Source organism: Sinomonas terricola (assembly GCF_034931225.1).
Classification (GTDB): domain Bacteria; phylum Actinomycetota; class Actinomycetes; order Actinomycetales; family Micrococcaceae; genus Sinomonas; species Sinomonas terricola.
Genome location: NZ_JAYGGQ010000005.1, coordinates 221,899 through 238,944, shown reverse-complemented (window position 1 = coordinate 238,944; position 17,046 = coordinate 221,899). Strand labels below are relative to the sequence as shown.

Here is a 17,046-nt window from a genome sequence, read left to right as displayed (position 1 = left end):
AAACCGGGGCCACCCGCGGGAGGTGACCCCCAAACGGTGGGACCGGAGCCGCTAAGGCGCGAGCATCGGCCCGAACTTCGGGCGGTCGGCGAGCCGCTCGTCCTCGTGGTCGGGGACGACCATCACCGGGCCCTTCGCGTGGTGCAGCACCCCGTCGGTCGTCGAGCCGAGGAGCATGCCCGCAAAGCCGCCGTGGCCGCGTGTGCCGAGGACGAGGAGGTCGACGGCGCGGCTCGCGTCCACGAGCACGTCCACGGGTGCGCCGTCGACGAGGCTCGTCTGCACCTCGAGGTCCGGGAAATGGCTCTGGAGCCACGCGGTGCCGGCCTTGAGCTGGGCCTGGATGTCCCTGAAGAGCTGATCGCGGTCCACGGGCGCGGGCGCCCACGCGAGACTCCCGCTGAACTGTGGAACGGCGCAGATGACCCGCAGCGGAACCCCAAGCAGCATGGCCTCCTCAGCCGCCACGAGGACCGCGACGCGGGCCTGCTCCGAGCCGTCGACCCCGACGGCCACGATGTGCTCGGGCTCCCGGGGCGGCTCTTGGGCGCGCTCGTCGCGGAGCCGCCGGTCCTCGACCTTCTCGCCGAGCCGCTCGGCGAAACGCAGGGGCACCGTGACGGTTGTGCACTTCGCGTGCGCGGGCAGTGCGCTGCTCACGGAGCCGAGAAGCCGGCCGACGAAGCCGCCGCGGCCGCGCGTTCCGAAGACCAGCAGTTCGGCGGCCTCGGAGAACTGCAGCAGGACGCCCGCGGCGTCGCCGCTCTCGACCGAGGACGTGATCTCGACGTCGTCGAAGCCCTCGACCGAGTCGAGCGCCTCCTTGAGGACGGCCCGCGCGCCGTCCTGGATGACGGCGTCGTCGATCGTCGAATAGCCGCCGTCGAGCCCTGACGCCGCGAAGATCGGCACGCTGTACGCCGTCACGACATGAAGCGGGCGGTGACGCCGCTGCGCTTCCCTCGCCGCCCAGATGAGGGCGCAGCGGCCATGCTCCGAACCGTCGACGCCGACCACGATTCCGGTGGGCAGCTCCGCATCATCGCCCAGCCCGTGGCCGTTCCCGCGAACGGTCTCGCCTGCCATGGCATCCTCCTCGACTCCGGTGCGAGCCTCAACGGGCCCCTCACTGACAATGGTGGTCCGTTTGCAAGGCGGGTCAAGCTTCGACGACGGCGGGCCGCGCAACGCCGCACGGGAGCGGCGGAGGCCCCGGCCGGGGCCATGAAGGCGGGCATCATACCCCGCGGGAGGGGGCCTACCGGTGCGCCGAGAATGCGGGTAGTCTTCCGAAAGTGCCTGTCGGGGGGCTGGTGCACAGCACGAACAATCCACCCGAAGGAGCAGGGCCTTGTCCACGCCGCCGCCCCCGAGCATCTCGGAGTCTACGAGCGCGGTCGTGATCGGGACGGGGCTCTCGGGACTGGCCGTCGCCGTCGAGCTGGGCCGCCGAGGAGTCGCGGCCGTCACGGTGGATGGCCTCGAGTCGGGGTCCCCGAGCACCGCGACGACCGCACTGCGCGTGGCCGACCTCGCTTCCGCGGAGTCGGCCGAATACCTCCAGGTCATGCGGCATCTGCGCAAGCACGCGGCAAGCCAGGGCCTCGACGTGCGCGGGACGGTGCGCGCGCAGCACCTCGCCCTCGTCGAGCAGCCCGGATCAGGCGGTCCGCTGCGCTGGGCCGTGCGGACCGAACTCGGCGTGATCTTCGCGGACGCCGTGATCCTCACGCGCTGCGCGCACAACCAGCTCCGGCGATTCCTCGCGGACCTCGGATTCTCCCTCGGCGAGAAGCTCATGGAGGAGCTCGCCCGGATCGGGCTCTACCTCATTGGCGTCACCGAGCTCTCGTCGCCGTCCGCGCGCGAGCTGCTCCGTCAGGCCAAGTCCGTGGGCAAGGCCGTCGCGAGCGCCACGAGGCCCGAGGGGTCCGGACCGCGCACCGGCCCGTTCACGGCCCCGCTCCAGCTGGCCTGAGCTCTCGGCCAGCTGGCCCGCTCAGGCGAGGTCGCCGTCGTCGTCGTCGTCCGCACTGTCCCTGCCGGGCTCACCCTCGTCGCGGCGCGTGAGCACGGCCCACGCGATGAGCAGCGCGACGCCCAGCACTCCGAAGACCACGAACGCCCACGGGAACGGCTCGCCCGGCGCCTGCGGGGCGGGCGGCGCCGTCTCGACGGTACCCGGGGATGCGCTCCCGATCACGGGGGCGGGCGGGGCCGCCGGGGTGCTCGGCGCCCGTGGGCCTGCTGACGCGGACGACGACGGCGACGCCCCCGGAGACGCAAGCGCGCCGCCCGTGGGGGCCAGGAAGGCGAGGGCTGCGGCGAGGAAGGAGACGGCGAGCGCGGCGGCGAGGGTTGGCCGAACGCGGGGCACGGACCGGGCGATACGGCTCCGGGCTGGTGGCACGGGCATCCTTCCGTGGCGGTGTGTCGCAGAGTCTTGGATCACATTAACGGAGGTGCGCGGCCGGCCGAGACAAATGCACTACTAGCATGGGCACGAAAATCCCATTCGAGCCCAAGGGGACCCCATGGCGAGCACCACGGTGTCGACGACCGCCGTCGACCGCTATTTCAAGATCTCCGAGCGGGGGTCGAGCATCGCGCGCGAAATCCGCGGCGGGCTCGCGACCTTCTTCGCCATGAGCTACATCGTGGTGCTCAACCCGCTCATCCTCTCGGGCGCGGACTCCGCGGGGAACACCCTCGGCATCCCGCGCGTCGCGGCGGCGACGGCCCTCGTCGGGGGCGTCCTCACGATCATCATGGGCGTGTGGGCCAAGCACCCGTTCGCGCTCGCGACCGGGCTCGGCGTCAACGCGTTCGTCGCCGTGACCATCGCGACCCATCCGGGCGTGACGTGGCCGGACATGATGGGCCTCGTGCTCGTCGCGGGCATCGTCATGTTCCTCCTCGTCCTCACGGGCTTCCGAACGGCCGTGTTCAAGGCCGTGCCGGAGGGGCTCAAGACGGCGATCGTCGTGGGGATCGGCCTCTTCATCGCACTCATCGGGCTCGTCGAGGCGGGCTTTGTGCGCCGCATCCCCGACGCGGCGGGAACCACCGTCCCGCTCGGCCTGGGCCTCGATGGGCGGCTCATCGGCTGGCCGACGCTCGTGTTCGTCGTCGGGCTCGTCCTTACGATCGCGCTCATGGTCCGCCGCGTGCGCGGCGCGATCCTCATCGGGATCGTTGGCGCGACGGTGCTCGCGAACGTGCTCGAGCTCGTGTTCCACATCGGCCCCAGCGTGGCTCCGGGGCAGAAGCCGAACCCCGCAGGCTGGTCCCTCGTGGTGCCGGGGCTCGGCAACGTGCGGCCCGTCGACCTGAGCCTCATCGGGCAGGCCAACCCCGTCGGGGCGTTCGCGCATCTCGGCTGGCTCGCCGCCATCCTCATGGCGTTCGTGATCCTCCTGAGCATCTTCTTCGACGCGATGGGCACCATGGTCGGGCTCGCGCGCGAGGCCGGGAACATCGACCGCGAGGGGAACATCCCGAACGTGGACCGCGTGCTGCTCGTGGACGCGTTCGGCGCGATCGCGGGCGGCGGCTCGTCGATCTCATCGAACCAGATCTTCGTCGAATCCGGCGCGGGCATCGGCGAGGGCGCCCGCACGGGCCTCGCGTCCATCGTCACGGGCGTCATGCTCCTGCTCGCGATGTTCCTCACGCCGCTCATCAACCTCGTACCGTTCGAGGCGGTCGCGCCCGCGCTCGTCGTGGTCGGGTTCCTCATGTTCCAGCAGGTCGCGAAGATCGACTGGAAGGACGTGGGCATCGCGATCCCGGCGTTCCTCACGATCGGGCTCATGCCGTTCACGTACTCGATCGCGAACGGGCTTGGCGCGGGCTTCGTGAGCTACGTGATCGTGCGGGCGTTCCAGGGGCGGGCCAAGGAGATCCACCCGCTCATGTGGGCGGTCGCGGCTGCGTTCCTTCTGTTCTTCGCGCTCGGACCTGTTGAGCAGGCGCTCGGCCTCTAGTCGGGGTTCGTTACGCCACAATTCAGCGCCCCGTGGCGCCGAAAACGTTGGTTTCCGGCGTGAATTGTGGCGTTAGGAACCCGAAGGGGTGTGAACCTTCACCCAACCCGCCGTGCAGTCCCGGTGTCAGTGGGAGAAGTCTGCTGAGATCTCGGCGAGGGTGCGCCCCTTCGTCTCAGGCGCGAGCCACTGCGAGAGGGCTGCGCCGAGGAATGCGACGGCGGCGGCGACGACCATGCTTGGGCCCATGCCGATGTTGCTGATCGCCCATGGCAGGGCGAAGGTGCCGAGTGCGGCTCCGATGCGGCTGAAGGCCGCGGCGAAGCCCATGCCGATGCCGCGCAGATGGCCGGGGAATACCTCGGCCGGATAGACCTGGGTCATCGTGGTGTAGCCGGCATTGAAGTAGGAGAAGGCGAGAAACAGGACGAGCACGAGGATCGCTGGTGCGTCCGCCCAGACTCCGATGATCAGCAGGATGCCTGCGCAGAGCCACTGCCCGGGCACGGTGAGGATTCGGCGGCCGAGCTTGTCAATCAGAAGCACGGTGGTGACAACGCCCGCCGCCGCGAGTGCGGACAGGCCGACTCCACCGGCCCAGCCGCCGCCGAAGCCGAAATTGTTGAGCACGTCGTCGGCGAAGGTCGCGATCGCGAAGTACGGAGTGACCGCGCAGAACCAAAAACCTGAGGTGAAGAGGGTGGTGCGCCAGTACTGCCTCGAGGACAGCATTCCGAAGGAGGCGCCCTTGATTTCGGTCCTACTCTGCGCGGCTTGGGCCTCCTGGATCATCCTCAGATCGATCTCTTCGGTGATGCTGTTGTGCATCTGGGGCGATTCGACGTATCTGCGTGCGATCGCTAGTGCTTCCTCACGCCGTCCCTTCGTAATGAGCCAACTCGGCGATTCGGGGAGGCCCAAGCGGGCAAGGAACAGGACGAATGCGAGTATCGTGCTCGTGCCGATCACGAGGCGCCATGGGGTGCCGGCGTCGTGCAGGAGCGTGCCGATGATGAATGCCATCATGAAACCGACGTACCAGGCGATCAGAGTCAGCCCGAGCAATCGCCCGCGGAGCTTTGGAGGGGAGAACTCTGATAGCAGTGGCCCGCCGATTGAGTACTCGCCGCCGATCGCGACGCCCATGAAGAACCGGATGGTGGCCAGCTGGATCACGGCCCCGTCTCCGGAGGTTACGAAGAACTGGGCCGCTGAGGCGACCAGGAACAGGCCCATGTCCACGAGGAACATGGGCTTGCGTCCGAACTTGTCAGTAGCCCAGCCGGCCAGCGGGGAGCCGACGAAGATGCCAACCAGTGGACCTGCAGCGATCATGCCCAGAGATAGTGCGTCGAGCTTGAGATCTGACCGCATGAGTCCGGTGACGGGGCCGATGATTCCGAGGATGTAACCGTCGAGGAACATCCCGCCGATGAAGACAGCGACAAGCCGCACCATGAAGCGGCGTTTGAACTTGGAGCTGGTCTCTCTTGAGGTGGAGGTGTCGACGGAGGCCGTCGTACTGGTCGGATGGGTCATTCAGGTTTGTTCCCTTCTGGCTTCAGCGCAAACCGCTGACGGCATCAGAGCGCCGTTTCCTAGACGCATGGACAGCCGCAGCCTTTAGCGAGCGGTGGACGAGGCCGGCTGGTCCGACCCATCGAGATCAAAACCTCGAGTCGGGGTCGGCACATTTGACATATGACTCATATATCAGAACTCTAAGCGTGCGATTCGCCCTGGTCAAGACTTGACACGTCGGCGAGGGCCCTCGGCGCGGAAGAGTCACGAACTAAGTCATGACATTTAAGGCTGCGGAATCTACGACACTAACCGTCGCGATTCACGCCGCGGGAGCGAACCGAAGTTCCCGCAGCGCCGCGACGCCGAAGACGACCGCGAGCGGCAGGGCGACGACGACGGCGCTCAGCCACGCGCCCGTGCCCTGCCAGCCCTGAACGGCGGCGTTGAGGGCTTGGAAACCCGCCGCCGCGGCGCCGAGCAGGAAGGCCGCGGCGGCGAGCGCCGGGACGAAGCCGCCCGGGAGCGGGACCTCCCGGGGCAGAAGGCGCCACACGAGCAGCAGCACAAGGCCGAGCGCTCCGAGGGCCACGCGGTACTCGACGACCTCGCCCCAGTGATGCTCGGCTGCCGCCTGCGCGCAGTCGAGGCCCGGATATGGTGCCTGCAGGACGGCGCAGCGCGCAGCCGTGTAGGCGACCCCGGGAAGATCCCCGGACACGAAGCCCGCACCCCACAGCCGGCCGAAGAGCTCCGAGATCGCGCCACTCAGGCCGACGGCGATCGCCCCGACCGCGGCGAGCCCGACGGCTGGGCGCAGGAAGGCGCGCAGCGGGAGTCGCCCGAGGGCAGAGAGCGGGGGCCTCAGGGCCCGGGCCACCGTCGGCACGGGGCCGAAGCGGCGGACGGCCTCGAGCTCGGCATCCTCGGGGCTGAGCCCCTGCGCCCGGAGGCGTGCCGCGCACTCGCGCAGATGGGACTCGGTCTCGGCGAGCAGCCGGCGCGCGGCCGAGGGCTCGGCATCGCGCGCCGTCGCGAGCAGCTCGTCGAGATACGCGTCGATGGCCCCTTCCGGCTCGCGGGGATCCGGCGCGCCGCTCACGACGCCGCTCCGAGGACGCCGCGGACCGCCGCCGCGAAGCCGTTCCATTCGTCCGCGCGCCGCGCGAGCTCGGTCTCCCCCGCACGGGTGAGGGTGTAGACGCGGCGCCGGCCGGCGTCGTCGTCCGCCCACCTGCTCGCGACGCATCCGGAGGCCTCGAGCTTGTGCAGCGCGGGGTAGACCGAGCCCTCCTGAAGCTCGAGCCGAGCGCCGCTGCGTTCGTGGATGCGCGCGATGAGCGCGTAGCCGTGTGCCTCGCCCGCACCGAGCGACGCGAGGAGCAGGAGATCGAGCTGTCCATTCACCGCACTTCGTCCCATACCTAGACAATCTAGGTACTGATAGCGCTTTCTGGCAAGGGCCTGAGGCGAGAGGTGGCCGCGCGTGCGGCGAGAGGTGGCCAGCGCGAGTCTTGAACAGAACTTGAGGTTTTCTTGTCGGTTGGGGGGCGGCGGCCTTGAAGCCCGGGGCAGAAAGTTGTTGTTGTCAGCCGCTGGGGCTGACACCAACGACTCAGTCCGGGCGGGGCCCGGCTCGAACAGAGGATACGAAAATGGGTCTCAGCCTCAACTCCACCTCCGGGAAGCTCCTGGCCTCGGCCGCCCTCGTCGGGGCCGCCGCCAGCGTCGCCGGCCTGGGAACCTACGGTGCCTTCACCTCTACCACAAGCGCCGCGGCCACTGTCTCCTCCGGCACCGTCGTCATCGGCCTCGGCACCACCGGCACGGCCAACAACCGCCTCACGGTCGCTGCCTCCGGCATCGTCCCCGGCGACACCATCCAGCGCGCCGTGACCCTCTCCAACACCGGCAGCCAGAACCTCGCCGGCGCCACCCTCACGACGACGGCCACCACCTCCTCCAAGCTCGACACCGACGCCACGAACGGCCTGCAGATGGTCGTGGACTCGTGCTCGGTGCCCTGGACCGAGGCTGGGACGGCACCCGCCTACACCTACACCTGCTCCGGAACCACTGCCTCCGTGCTGGCCACCCACGCGGTCATCGGCTCCAACCTGAACCTCTCCAACCTCGCCTCGGCCACGGCCGGCCACGCGGACAACCTCCGTGTCACGCTGACTCTCCCGTCCACCGCCGACAACACCTTCCAGGGCATCAGCAGCACCGTGAACTTCTCCTTCACCGGCACCCAGCGCAGCGGTACCAACCAGTAGGCGCAGCCAGGCCGGACCAGCAACCGCGTCCCCTCCATCAGGAAGGCCCGACATGAGCATCACCGTCGACGCCGCGACCCCTCTCGCCGCCCCCGCCGCCTCCGGGCGCGGGGCGCGGGCGGGCCTCAAGCGGGCCGCCCGGTTCTTGGTCCGAACGCTCATGGGACTTGTCCTAGCCGTGGCGGCCGCGGCGTTCCTGTTCCTCGCCGTCGGCCCCCGCTTCCTGGACTACCAGACGTCGACGATGCTCACGGGATCGATGGCGCCCCTCATCAACCCGGGCGATGTGGTGGTCGGCGTCAAGACCCCGACGTCGGACCTCAAAGTCGGAGACGTCATCACCTACCAGATCCCCGTCCAGGACCAGCGCGTCGAGACCCACCGCATCGCGACGATCACCCGCAATGCGGCCGGGGCCGCGATCATCACAACCAAGGGAGACGCGAACAACGGGCCGGACCCGTGGACGGCCGTCATCACGGACACCAGTGTCTACACGACCGCCGCCGTGGTCCCCCATCTGGGCGATGCCATCCGGGCTGTCCGCTCCCCCGCCGTCCGCTCGGTCCTGACCTTCGGGGCGCCCGCACTCCTCGTCGCTATGCTGCTGGTGTCCATCTGGCGCCGCCCGGCCGCCGGGCCGGCCCGCAAGGACCGGCACGCCGCAGCCCACACCGGGCCCGAAGGGGAGGGGAAGTGACGGTGACCGCTGACGCGCTGCCCATCCTCGAACAGGCACGGCTCGACGCACTCGCCGCGGAACTCGATTCCCGGACCGACGCCCTCGACTTCGCAGCCACGTTCCTCCACCTGCTCCCGCGCCGGATCGGAGCCATCGCCAAGACCGTCGCGGCGGGGCACGCGGAAGCCGCACACGTTGCGCTCGTCAGCCTCGCCTCGTCGGCCGGCACGGTCGGTGCCCTGCAGCTCGAGCACGACGCCCGCCACGCCGATCAGGAGATCCGCGCAGGCCACTTCTCCGACGCACGCGCGGCGATCCCTCTCCTCGACCGTGACGCCGAGGCCGTTGCCCACGCCCTTCAGGAGCTTCTGGGCCACGCCTGAGTAGAAAGGGTGCACTGCTCAGGCGGTGACCATACCGTAGCCGACGCCCCGCACTGTGCGGATGAACCGCGGATTCCTGCCACGGTCCCCGAGTTTGCGGCGCAGATTGCCCACGTGGACCTCAACCAGATGCTCGTCCGAGGCCCATTCGTCGCCCCACACAGAGCGGAGCAGCATCTCGCGGGTCCACACACGCCGCGGGGAGCCCACCAAGAGGGCCAGAAGGTCGAACTCGGTCCGGGTCAGCGTGAGTTCCTGCCCGTCGAGAGTCACGAGACGGGCGTCGACGTCGACGACGAGCGATCCGTGGATCATCCGGCGGCCGTCCTGCGGGGCCGCGAGGCCAGCGGGGGTGACCGAGTGCACGACGGCGGCTTCCGCGGGGACGACGGCGGGAGCGCCTGCCGGAGCGGGCTGGGCTTGCGGGATTCCGGGGCGAGGGCGGCGGAACATCGCCTCAATCCGGGCCTGGACGGTCCGGGGGCTGAACGGCTTGCTGATGTAGTCGTCGGCGCCAATCTGGAGGCCGGTCAGCTCGTCGATCTCATCCGCGCGCCCGGTGATCATGACAACGTAGGCATTCGAGAACTCCCTGAGGCGACGGCACACTTCGGTTCCATCGAGATCGGGGAGGTTCAGATCGAGGGTCACGAGGTCCGGAACGTGCTCGCGGGCAAGGCGCAAACCGTCGGCGCCGGTGCCGGCCTCGGCCACATCGAAGCCGTGCCGCTGCAGGGTCCGGACGAGCAGCATGCGCATGTCGGCGTCGTCTTCGACGACGACGGCCCGGCGATCTGGGGAGCTCTCCTCCATGGTCGGCAAGTCTTTCAGACGGCACTGCGTTTTTCATGTCAATCCCGCTCTGAGTCCTCCGGCGCCGCCCGCGCGACCGGTCGCGGCGGGGCGGGGCGGGGCAAGGGACGGCGCCGAATCCGGCAGTTGAGGAAACCTTGAACTTCCGCGACGGTCGGCCTTGAGACCGGGCTGAGAGCATGGGAAAGGCTGACGAGCAAGAGACCCCGGAAGGAGGGCGAATGGCACAGCGGGCAGCACCCAAGGCTGGGTGGCTGGGCGCGGCCGCCCGAGCTGGCCGCCGCCTCCTCCGCGCCGTCGCGCCCGTGGCTGCCGCAGCCCTGCTCCTCGCGGCCCCGGCGGCAGCCCAAGCCGCCTTCACGGCGATGACCTCGGCAGCCCTGACCGCCAGCACTTACTCCATCCCGGCTCCGGCCAGCGTCACCGCGACGTACGCGTGCACGGCGAACGCGAAACAGGCCACGGTGACCATCACCGCCTACAGCGCGGTTCCGCGGGCGACCGCCTACACGTTCACGCTTGCCGCGCCCGACGGGACCAGCAGCTCGACCACGACGACGCTGCCCACCCTGGCCCTCACCCAGAGCTCAGCCAGTGCCGGCAACCGCATCTACACCCTCACGGTCCAGGCGCAGGTCGGGACCTGGACCGGGGCCGTTCTCACCCAGACCCACGCCTGCTGAACCGCCGCGCGGAGTCGGCCGGGCAGATCGGGCGTGCCACCCGCCGTCGTCCGCGGCCGGCCTGATCGACCGCACCTAGGAGCGCGCCTCGGCCCTCAGGGGCAGCCGCACCGTGAACGTGCTCCCCACTCCCACCTCGCTCGTGCAGTCGATCGTGCCGCCGTGCTTCTCCGCAACCTCCTTCGCAAGGGCGAGCCCAAGGCCCGTTCCGGGAATCCCGGTGCCGAGCACGCTCGTGCTGCGGCCAAAGCGCGTGAAGATCCGCTCGAGTTCGTCGGGGGCGATGCCCATGCCGTGGTCCTCGACCGCGCAGACGGCCCACGTGCCATCCCTCGACGCGCGGAGGGAGACCTCCGTGCCCGAGCCCGAGTACTTGAGCGCGTTCGAGACGAGGTTGTCGAGCACGCGCACGAGGCCCGTGCGATCGCCGACGACGGGGAGGGCACCATCTGTCTCGACGCTCAGCCGGATTCCCCTGCGCTTGGCGTCCGGGCCAGAGGAGGCTCCGGCCTCGCGGACGAGCTCGGCGAAATCGAGCGGAAGGCGGATCGCTGCCGAGTCCGTTCCGGTCACGGCGGCGGCGAGGATGTCGTCGACCATCTGGTTCACGTGCTGGGCATTGCGCGAGATGACCTCAAGGTCCGAGCGGGAGGTCTCGCTGAGCAGGGGGTCGTCCTGGACCATCTCGGCATAGCCCATGATGTTCGCGAGCGGCGTTCGGAACTCGTGCGACATGATCGAGAGAAACCTGTCCCTGGCGCGAACCGCGGCGACGACGTCGGTGACGTCAGAGGAGGCGACGACGGTGCCCGCGTGCGCCCCGCCGGCGTCCGAGAATCCTCGGACCGTGACCGAGACAGTACGCGCCTCAGCGCCCTTGCCGAGCCGGTACAGCTCGCGCTCGACCTCCTCGCCCGCGAGTGCGCGTTCGAGCGCCCACTGCTCGGGAGGGAGGGGGTCCTCGGACCCTTCTCGGTAGATCATCATCTCGGTCTCATGCCCCGCGGCCCCGTCGGTCGGCAGGGCCGCGGCGTACACCTCGATCTGCTTGGAGTTCGCGAACATGCCCTGGCCCTCGGCGTCGAGCACGATGACCCCGACGTCGACCGTCTCAAGGACGGTGTCCAAGAGCCGTTCCCGGGTTTCGCTGCGCTCGAGAAGCTCCTCCACGCGCTCCTGCTGGGCTGTGCCGCTGGCCGTCATGACCGATGCCCCAACGCCCACCGCGAGGATCATGACCGGCGTCATGAGCTGCGCCGCGAGCGAGCGGGCGTCGACCGTGCCCGCTGGAACCAACGGAGCCCAGACCATGACCAGGGAGGCCACGCCGCCCAAGGGAACCATGAGCCGCGCCCGATAGCCCGAGCCCGCGAGCCACAGCATCGGGAACACGGCGAGCAACCCGAGGCCGGAGAGCGCGTCCGAGGCGGAGGACCGCACAAAGGTGACCGGGACGAAGTCGAGGAACGGGATCACGAGGAACGTCCCGTAGGGCAATCGCTGCCACGGGATCACCGCGCAGAGGGCGAAGAGCCCCACCGCGATCGCCTGGGCTGCCAGGAACGAGGGATCCCGGAACTTGCGTGGGTCCACCACGGCCACGACGGCGCAGACCAGGAACATCGTGAGGTTCAGTGGGAGCTGGCTCAGCAGCACCCTGCCGGTCAGATTCAGGTCGTGGAACCGGACCCGGCCCAGCAGCAGCACGTCCAGCAGCTTCTCCACATTGCTCTCCCACGCCCAGACAAGTTTCAGCCACACCAATTGTGTGACAGAACTGTCAATTCGCGGGGCAGCGTGCACCGACGTGAAGTGCCGCCTTGAACCGGCCGCGACGGCTCAGGCCGCTGCGCTGGCCTTCTTCCGCAGGGGCGCAAGCGCCTCGCTCCACGCGATGACCTGATCGAGCATGGCGTCGAGGCTCCGCCGCGCGAAATCGTCCGGCTTGAAGGTGCGTCGATTCTCGAACGCCGTCGCGAATGGGAGGATCACCTGGGCCCGGACGTCCGCCATCTGGAGTTCGCCCGCCACGAGCCGCAGATGCTCGACGGCGCGCACCCCGCCGGCCGAGCCGTACGAGGCGAAGCCGACGGCCTTGTTGTTCCATTCGGCGTACAGGTAGTCGATCGCGTTCTTGAGCACGGCCGACGTGCTGTGGTTGTACTCGGGCGTCACGATGACGAAGCCGTCGAACGAGCCGATCTTCTCGGCCCACCGTCGCGTGTGCTCGTTCTCGTACCGGCCGAGCGAGGGCGGGAGCGGCTCGTCGAGGAGCGGAAGCGGATGGTCCCGCAGGTCGACGAGCTCGAACGTGGCATCCGTCCGCCGGGATGCCGTCTCAAAGAGCCACCGGGCAACCTGCTCGCCGTTCCGGTGCGGTCTCGTGCTGCCGAGAATAATGCCGATGCGCGTCATGCGACCCCCTCAAGTGGGTTCGTGGCTCATACTGCATATGGTCTGTGGCATTAACTATCTAGATTGTGTACGATACTCGGATGGAGGCGAGCACGCAAGGCCGCACGACGGCCCTTGAGACGAGCGCAGGCTCGCAGATGCCCGACGCGGCACAAGGCCTAGTTCAGCTCGCGGGCCTCGTGCAGGCCGCCTTCGCGCGCGCCGCGGACCAGCACCACCTCACGCCCGTCCAGGCCCGGCTCCTCTGCGTCCTCGCCGAGGGACCGCGCGGCATGGCCGATCTGGCCCGCGGATTCGGGGTCGAGAAGGCCGCGCTCACAGGCCTCGTCGACCGGGCCGAACGGCGGGGCCTCGTCGAACGGGTCCGCGTCGCCGGCGACCGCCGCGCGGTGCGCGTCGCGCTCACGGACGCCGGGCACCTTTCCGCCGCCGCCTTCCACGCCGAGGTGACGCGCGGCCTGCACGCGCTCGTCGCACCCCTGCCGCCCGAGGAGCGTGTAACCTTCGAGGCCGCCCTCGCCGCGATCGCCCACGCCGCTGGCTCTTCGGGCCTCTGGGGACTCGGCCGCGCCTGCTGAGTCCGGGAAGCCGGACATCTCTTCCGCCAGACACTGGCGCAAAGCCCGCCAGGTGCGGTGTGCTGAGGTGATGAGCGAAGTGTCCACTCCCGCGTTGGCCGACGTCCCCCCGCTGCCCTGGGCCGGGCGCCACGACGGCGATGCCCCCGAGCACCGGCGCTGGTGGCAGGCCGTGCGCCCTGTGAGCGCTTCCGGGCTCGCGGAAGCGGTGGGCGCGACGGCGGGCGACGGCGGTGCCCGCCCTGCCATCCTGATCGGCTTCCGCTCCGACGAGGGAGTGCGACGCAACAAGGGGCGCGTCGGGGCCGCGGAGGCGCCCTCAGCCGTGCGCGCGGCGCTGGGCCCGCTCGCGTTCCATCTCGAGCGCGAGGTGTTCGACGCCGGGGACGTCGTGGTGCCGCTCGGCTCCGAGGCCGAGCCCGGCGATCTCGAGGGCGGCCAGGAACGCTGCGGCGCCCTCGTCGCCGCACTGCTCGACGCCGGAGCCCTCACCGTCACCCTCGGCGGCGGCCATGAGACGGCGTTCGCGAGCTACCTCGGCGTCGCGGATTCAGAGCTCGCCGCGGGCGCCCGCGTGGGCGTCCTCAACCTCGACGCGCACTTCGACCTCCGCGACGAGGAGCGGGCGAGCTCCGGCACCCCGTTCCTCCAGATGGCCCGCGCGGAGGCCGCCGAGGGGCGCTCGCTCGAGTACGCCGTCGTCGGCATCTCCCGCCCGAACAACACGCTCGCCCTCTTCCGCCGCGCCGATGAGCTCGGCGTGCGGTACCTCCTCGACGAGTACGCGACGCGCGAGACCGCCGAGGCGTTCGTCGAGGACTTCCTCGCGGGGCTCGACGCGGTGTACCTGACGATCGACCTCGACGTCCTGCCCGCCGCCGTGGCCCCCGGCGTGTCCGCGCCCGCGGCGCTCGGCGTGCCGCTCGAGGTGATCGTCGCCGTCGTGCGCAGGGTCGCCGCGAGCGGGAAGCTCGTGCACGCGGACATCGCGGAGCTCAACCCCGCGTACGACGTCGACTCCCGCACCGCGCGTGTCGCAGCGCGGCTCGTTGACACGATCTTGGGGTAGGCCGACTGCGGCTGCCGTCAGGAATCGTGGAGGAGTCCGATGCGGCTGGCGGCGGCCGCGAGCCTCGCGTCAAAGGATGCGAGCGGGATGCCGTGGTGGATCGCCGTGGCGAGAACGCAGGTGACCGGCATCTTGAGCCGATGATCCACCCGCGTGCGGGCAAGGGTCAGGGCTTTCGTCGTCGCCAAGGTCGGCAATCTGGATCCCGATGCCCACGAGGTCGTCGCGGACGTCGCGTTCGCGACCGCTCCGCGCCGAGCCGACGAGGACTTCGGCGAGGGTGAGCGTACTTGCCGATCGCGAGGGCCTGGTGATGCACCGGGCTGGCCGTGCCGCCCGGGGAGCGCGAGCGGGCATTGGCCGCATGTTAAAAAGGCTTATTGACAGGACATAGTATTCATTCCTATGCTCCTCTCATGGAGCGCTCCGAGTGCTCCACATCACATCAGCGGAGGTCTGGGAATCTGCACCGCACCGCAGAATCCACGCAGCGTTGGACCCCGGAGCCCGTACCTGATCGAAGGAGATCACGAGTGAACAAGTTCTCATGGCGTCGTATGGCTGTCGCGGCGCTTGCCGTCCCGGTTCTCGCGCTCGCGGCATGTTCGTCGCAAGGCGGGAAGCCCGCGGACAACGCAGGCGGTGGGGGCGGCGGCCAGGTCGCCTCGACGCCGAAGATCAAGGTTGCGCTCATCACGCACGCGGCCGCGGGCGATACGTTCTGGGACATCGTCCGCAAGGGCGCGGAGGAAGCCGCGGCGAAGGACAATGTAGACCTGCAGTACCTCAACGACCCCGAGGCCGGGCGCCAGGCCCAGCTCGTCCAGCAGGCCATCGACCAGAAGGTCGACGGCATCGCCGTGACGCTCGCGACCCCCGACGCCCTCAAGGACGTCGTCAAGAAGGCCACTGACGCCGGCATCCCCGTCGTGAGCCTCAACGCCGGCGAAGACGTCTCCGCCCAGCTCGGCGCCTTCACGCACTTCGGCTCGAACGAGAAGCTCGCGGGCGAGGCCGTCGGAACGAAACTCGCGCAGGGCGGCTACAAGCACCCCATCTGCGTGATCCAGCAGCAGGGGCACGTTGGCCTCGAGAACCGGTGCGCCGGCGTGAAGGCCAAGGTTCCCGGAACCGAGATCCTCTACGTGAACGGCCAGGACATGACCTCCGTCCAGTCGACGGCCACGGCCAAGCTCCAGGCCACGAAGGACGCCGACGTCATCATCGGCCTCGGCGCCCCCATCACGATCACGCTGCTCAAGTCGGTCTCCGACGCGGGCAGCAGCGCGAAGGTCGCGAGCTTCGACCTCAACGCCGAGCTCGCGCAGGACATCGTGTCCGGCAAGGTCATCTTCACGGTCGACCAGCAGCCGTGGCTCCAGGGCTACATGTCGGTCGACGCGCTGTGGCAGAGCAAGCGCGGTGGCTTCAAGCTCGGCGGCGGCCAGCCCGTCCTGACCGGGCCGACCATCGTCGACAAGTCCAACGCGTCCGACGTCCTCAAGTTCGCCCAGCAGGGCGTCCGCTAAACAGGAACCGGGCCGCGCGGCCCCGCGCCGCGCGGCCCGACGGACAAGGAGTCCTCCCATGGCAACAGCAACACTGCCCTCGGCGCCGAAGCCGATCGCAGACGAGCGGGTCGGGCGCCGCAGCCCGTTCCAGAAGCTCCTCGGCCGCCCCGAAGTCGGAGCGCTCGTGGGCGCCGTCGTCCTCTTCATCTTCTTCTCGCTCGTCTCGAGCACGTTCCTGCAACCCAACGCCATCGCGACGGTGCTGTACGGCTCCTCGACCATCGGCATCATGGCCGTCGGCGTGTCCCTGCTCATGATCGGTGGCGAGTTCGACCTCTCCGCCGGCGTCGCCGTCATCACGTCATCCCTCACCGCCTCCCTGTTCTCGTGGTACTTCTCGGTCAACGTCTGGGTCGGCGTGGGTCTCGCGCTCGTCGTCTCGCTCAGCATCGGGTTCGTGAACGGGTGGATCCAGTCGAAGACGAAGCTGCCCTCGTTCATCGTGACCCTCGCCTCGTTCCTCATGCTCACAGGCCTGAACCTCGCGCTCACGCGCCTCATCGGCGGGGCCGTCTCCTCGCCGTCGATCGCAAACATGGACGGATTCTCGGCCGCCAAGGCAGTGTTCGCCTCGGAGCTCGTCGTGGGAGGCGTCGACTTCAAGATCCCGATCCTCTACTGGGTCGTGCTCGTGGTGATCGCGTCGTGGATCCTCCTGCGCACCCGCGTGGGGAACTGGATTTTCGCTGTCGGCGGGGACGCGAACGCCGCCCGCGCGGTGGGCGTCCCCGTCAAGGCCACCAAGATCGGGCTGTTCATGGGCGTAGGGTTCTGCGGCTGGCTCCTGGGCATGCACAACCTGTTCGCGTTCGACGCCGTCCAGTCCGGCGAGGGCGTGGGAAACGAGTTCCTCTACATCATCGCCGCCGTCATCGGCGGGTGCCTGCTCACGGGCGGCTACGGCTCCGCCGTCGGCGGCGCGATCGGCGCGTTCATCTTCGGCATGGCCAACAAGGGCATCGTCTACGCCCAATGGAACCCCGACTGGTTCAAGTTCTTCCTCGGCCTCATGCTCCTCCTGGCCACGATCGTGAACCTCATCGTCAAGAACCGCGCCGAACGGAAGTGA

General features: G+C 69.3%; 19 protein-coding genes. 10 read left to right on the top strand and 9 right to left on the bottom strand.

Annotated features, from left to right (window positions below):
• Window positions 1–51 precede the first annotated feature (51 nt).
• Window positions 52–1,086, bottom strand: coding sequence for a universal stress protein (locus SPF06_RS09265; protein WP_323278753.1), 1,035 nt, complete (start codon window positions 1,084–1,086; stop codon window positions 52–54).
• Window positions 1,087–1,351: 265 nt separating this feature from the next.
• On the opposite strand from SPF06_RS09265, the gene SPF06_RS09260 reads away from it, so the two are divergent.
• Window positions 1,352–1,978 carry an FAD-binding protein gene (locus tag SPF06_RS09260; RefSeq protein ID WP_323278752.1) on the top strand — a complete coding sequence of 209 codons (627 nt, stop codon included), beginning with the start codon at window positions 1,352–1,354 and terminating at the stop codon, window positions 1,976–1,978.
• 21 nt (window positions 1,979–1,999) lie between these two features.
• Here SPF06_RS09260 and SPF06_RS09255 read toward each other — a convergent pair whose 3' ends face one another.
• Window positions 2,000–2,410 carry a hypothetical protein gene (locus SPF06_RS09255; protein ID WP_323278751.1) on the bottom strand — a complete coding sequence of 137 codons (411 nt, stop codon included), beginning with the start codon at window positions 2,408–2,410 and terminating at the stop codon, window positions 2,000–2,002.
• Window positions 2,411–2,534: 124 nt separating this feature from the next.
• Here SPF06_RS09255 and SPF06_RS09250 point away from each other — a divergent pair, with 124 nt between their 5' ends.
• On the top strand, window positions 2,535–3,986 hold the full coding sequence (locus SPF06_RS09250) for an NCS2 family permease (protein WP_323278749.1): 1,452 nt from the start codon (window positions 2,535–2,537) through the stop codon (window positions 3,984–3,986).
• Window positions 3,987–4,112: 126 nt separating this feature from the next.
• On the opposite strand, the gene SPF06_RS09245 is transcribed toward SPF06_RS09250, so the two are convergent.
• The 3 genes from SPF06_RS09245 to SPF06_RS09235 form a co-directional block, all read right to left on the bottom strand.
• Entirely contained in the window at window positions 4,113–5,525 is a 1,413-nt protein-coding gene (locus SPF06_RS09245) for an MFS transporter (RefSeq protein WP_323278748.1), read from the bottom strand.
• A 304-nt stretch (window positions 5,526–5,829) separates the two neighbouring features.
• Window positions 5,830–6,609 carry a permease prefix domain 1-containing protein gene (locus tag SPF06_RS09240; protein WP_323278747.1) on the bottom strand — a complete coding sequence of 260 codons (780 nt, stop codon included), beginning with the start codon at window positions 6,607–6,609 and terminating at the stop codon, window positions 5,830–5,832.
• Entirely contained in the window at window positions 6,606–6,929 is a 324-nt protein-coding gene (locus SPF06_RS09235; RefSeq protein ID WP_323278746.1) for a PadR family transcriptional regulator, read from the bottom strand. Before SPF06_RS09235 ends, SPF06_RS09240 begins: the two co-directional genes overlap by 4 nt.
• Window positions 6,930–7,162: 233 nt before the next feature.
• On the opposite strand from SPF06_RS09235, the gene SPF06_RS09230 reads away from it, so the two are divergent.
• The 3 genes from SPF06_RS09230 to SPF06_RS09220 are packed head-to-tail and all read left to right on the top strand — an operon-like array spanning window position 7,163 to window position 8,848.
• Complete coding sequence (locus SPF06_RS09230; RefSeq protein WP_323278745.1) at window positions 7,163–7,783, top strand: TasA family protein; 621 nt, start codon at window positions 7,163–7,165, stop codon at window positions 7,781–7,783.
• A 52-nt stretch (window positions 7,784–7,835) separates the two neighbouring features.
• On the top strand, window positions 7,836–8,483 hold the full coding sequence (locus tag SPF06_RS09225) for a signal peptidase I (RefSeq protein ID WP_323278744.1): 648 nt from the start codon (window positions 7,836–7,838) through the stop codon (window positions 8,481–8,483).
• Window positions 8,480–8,848, top strand: a complete 369-nt coding sequence (locus tag SPF06_RS09220; RefSeq protein ID WP_323278743.1) for a hypothetical protein — start codon at window positions 8,480–8,482, stop codon at window positions 8,846–8,848. The genes SPF06_RS09225 and SPF06_RS09220 overlap by 4 nt, the downstream gene beginning before the upstream one ends.
• 18 nt (window positions 8,849–8,866) lie before the next feature.
• Here the strand turns inward: SPF06_RS09220 and SPF06_RS09215 are convergent, their stop codons facing one another.
• Entirely contained in the window at window positions 8,867–9,661 is a 795-nt protein-coding gene (locus tag SPF06_RS09215; RefSeq protein ID WP_323278742.1) for a response regulator transcription factor, read from the bottom strand.
• A 221-nt stretch (window positions 9,662–9,882) separates the two neighbouring features.
• Here SPF06_RS09215 and SPF06_RS09210 point away from each other — a divergent pair, with 221 nt between their 5' ends.
• Entirely contained in the window at window positions 9,883–10,344 is a 462-nt protein-coding gene (locus SPF06_RS09210; RefSeq protein ID WP_323278741.1) for a hypothetical protein, read from the top strand.
• 75 nt (window positions 10,345–10,419) lie between these two features.
• On the opposite strand, the gene SPF06_RS09205 is transcribed toward SPF06_RS09210, so the two are convergent.
• Both SPF06_RS09205 and SPF06_RS09200 read right to left on the bottom strand, forming a co-directional pair.
• On the bottom strand, window positions 10,420–12,069 hold the full coding sequence (locus SPF06_RS09205; RefSeq protein ID WP_323278740.1) for a sensor histidine kinase: 1,650 nt from the start codon (window positions 12,067–12,069) through the stop codon (window positions 10,420–10,422).
• A 114-nt stretch (window positions 12,070–12,183) separates the two neighbouring features.
• Window positions 12,184–12,759, bottom strand: coding sequence for an NADPH-dependent FMN reductase (locus SPF06_RS09200; protein WP_323278739.1), 576 nt, complete (start codon window positions 12,757–12,759; stop codon window positions 12,184–12,186).
• An 80-nt stretch (window positions 12,760–12,839) separates the two neighbouring features.
• On the opposite strand from SPF06_RS09200, the gene SPF06_RS09195 reads away from it, so the two are divergent.
• On the top strand, window positions 12,840–13,337 hold the full coding sequence (locus SPF06_RS09195) for a MarR family winged helix-turn-helix transcriptional regulator (protein ID WP_323278738.1): 498 nt from the start codon (window positions 12,840–12,842) through the stop codon (window positions 13,335–13,337).
• 70 nt (window positions 13,338–13,407) lie between these two features.
• Complete coding sequence (hutG, locus tag SPF06_RS09190; RefSeq protein WP_323278737.1) at window positions 13,408–14,406, top strand: formimidoylglutamase; 999 nt, start codon at window positions 13,408–13,410, stop codon at window positions 14,404–14,406.
• Between the two features lie 17 nt (window positions 14,407–14,423).
• Here the strand turns inward: hutG and SPF06_RS09185 are convergent, their stop codons facing one another.
• Window positions 14,424–14,594, bottom strand: a complete 171-nt coding sequence (locus SPF06_RS09185; protein WP_323278736.1) for a PIN domain-containing protein — start codon at window positions 14,592–14,594, stop codon at window positions 14,424–14,426.
• A gap of 345 nt (window positions 14,595–14,939) precedes the next feature.
• Between SPF06_RS09185 and SPF06_RS09180 the strand changes: the two genes are divergently transcribed.
• On the top strand, window positions 14,940–15,935 hold the full coding sequence (locus SPF06_RS09180; protein WP_323278735.1) for a substrate-binding domain-containing protein: 996 nt from the start codon (window positions 14,940–14,942) through the stop codon (window positions 15,933–15,935).
• 58 nt (window positions 15,936–15,993) lie between these two features.
• The gene (locus tag SPF06_RS09175; RefSeq protein WP_323278734.1) at window positions 15,994–17,046 is read left to right on the top strand and encodes an ABC transporter permease; all 1,053 of its coding nucleotides are present in this window, start codon (window positions 15,994–15,996) and stop codon (window positions 17,044–17,046) included.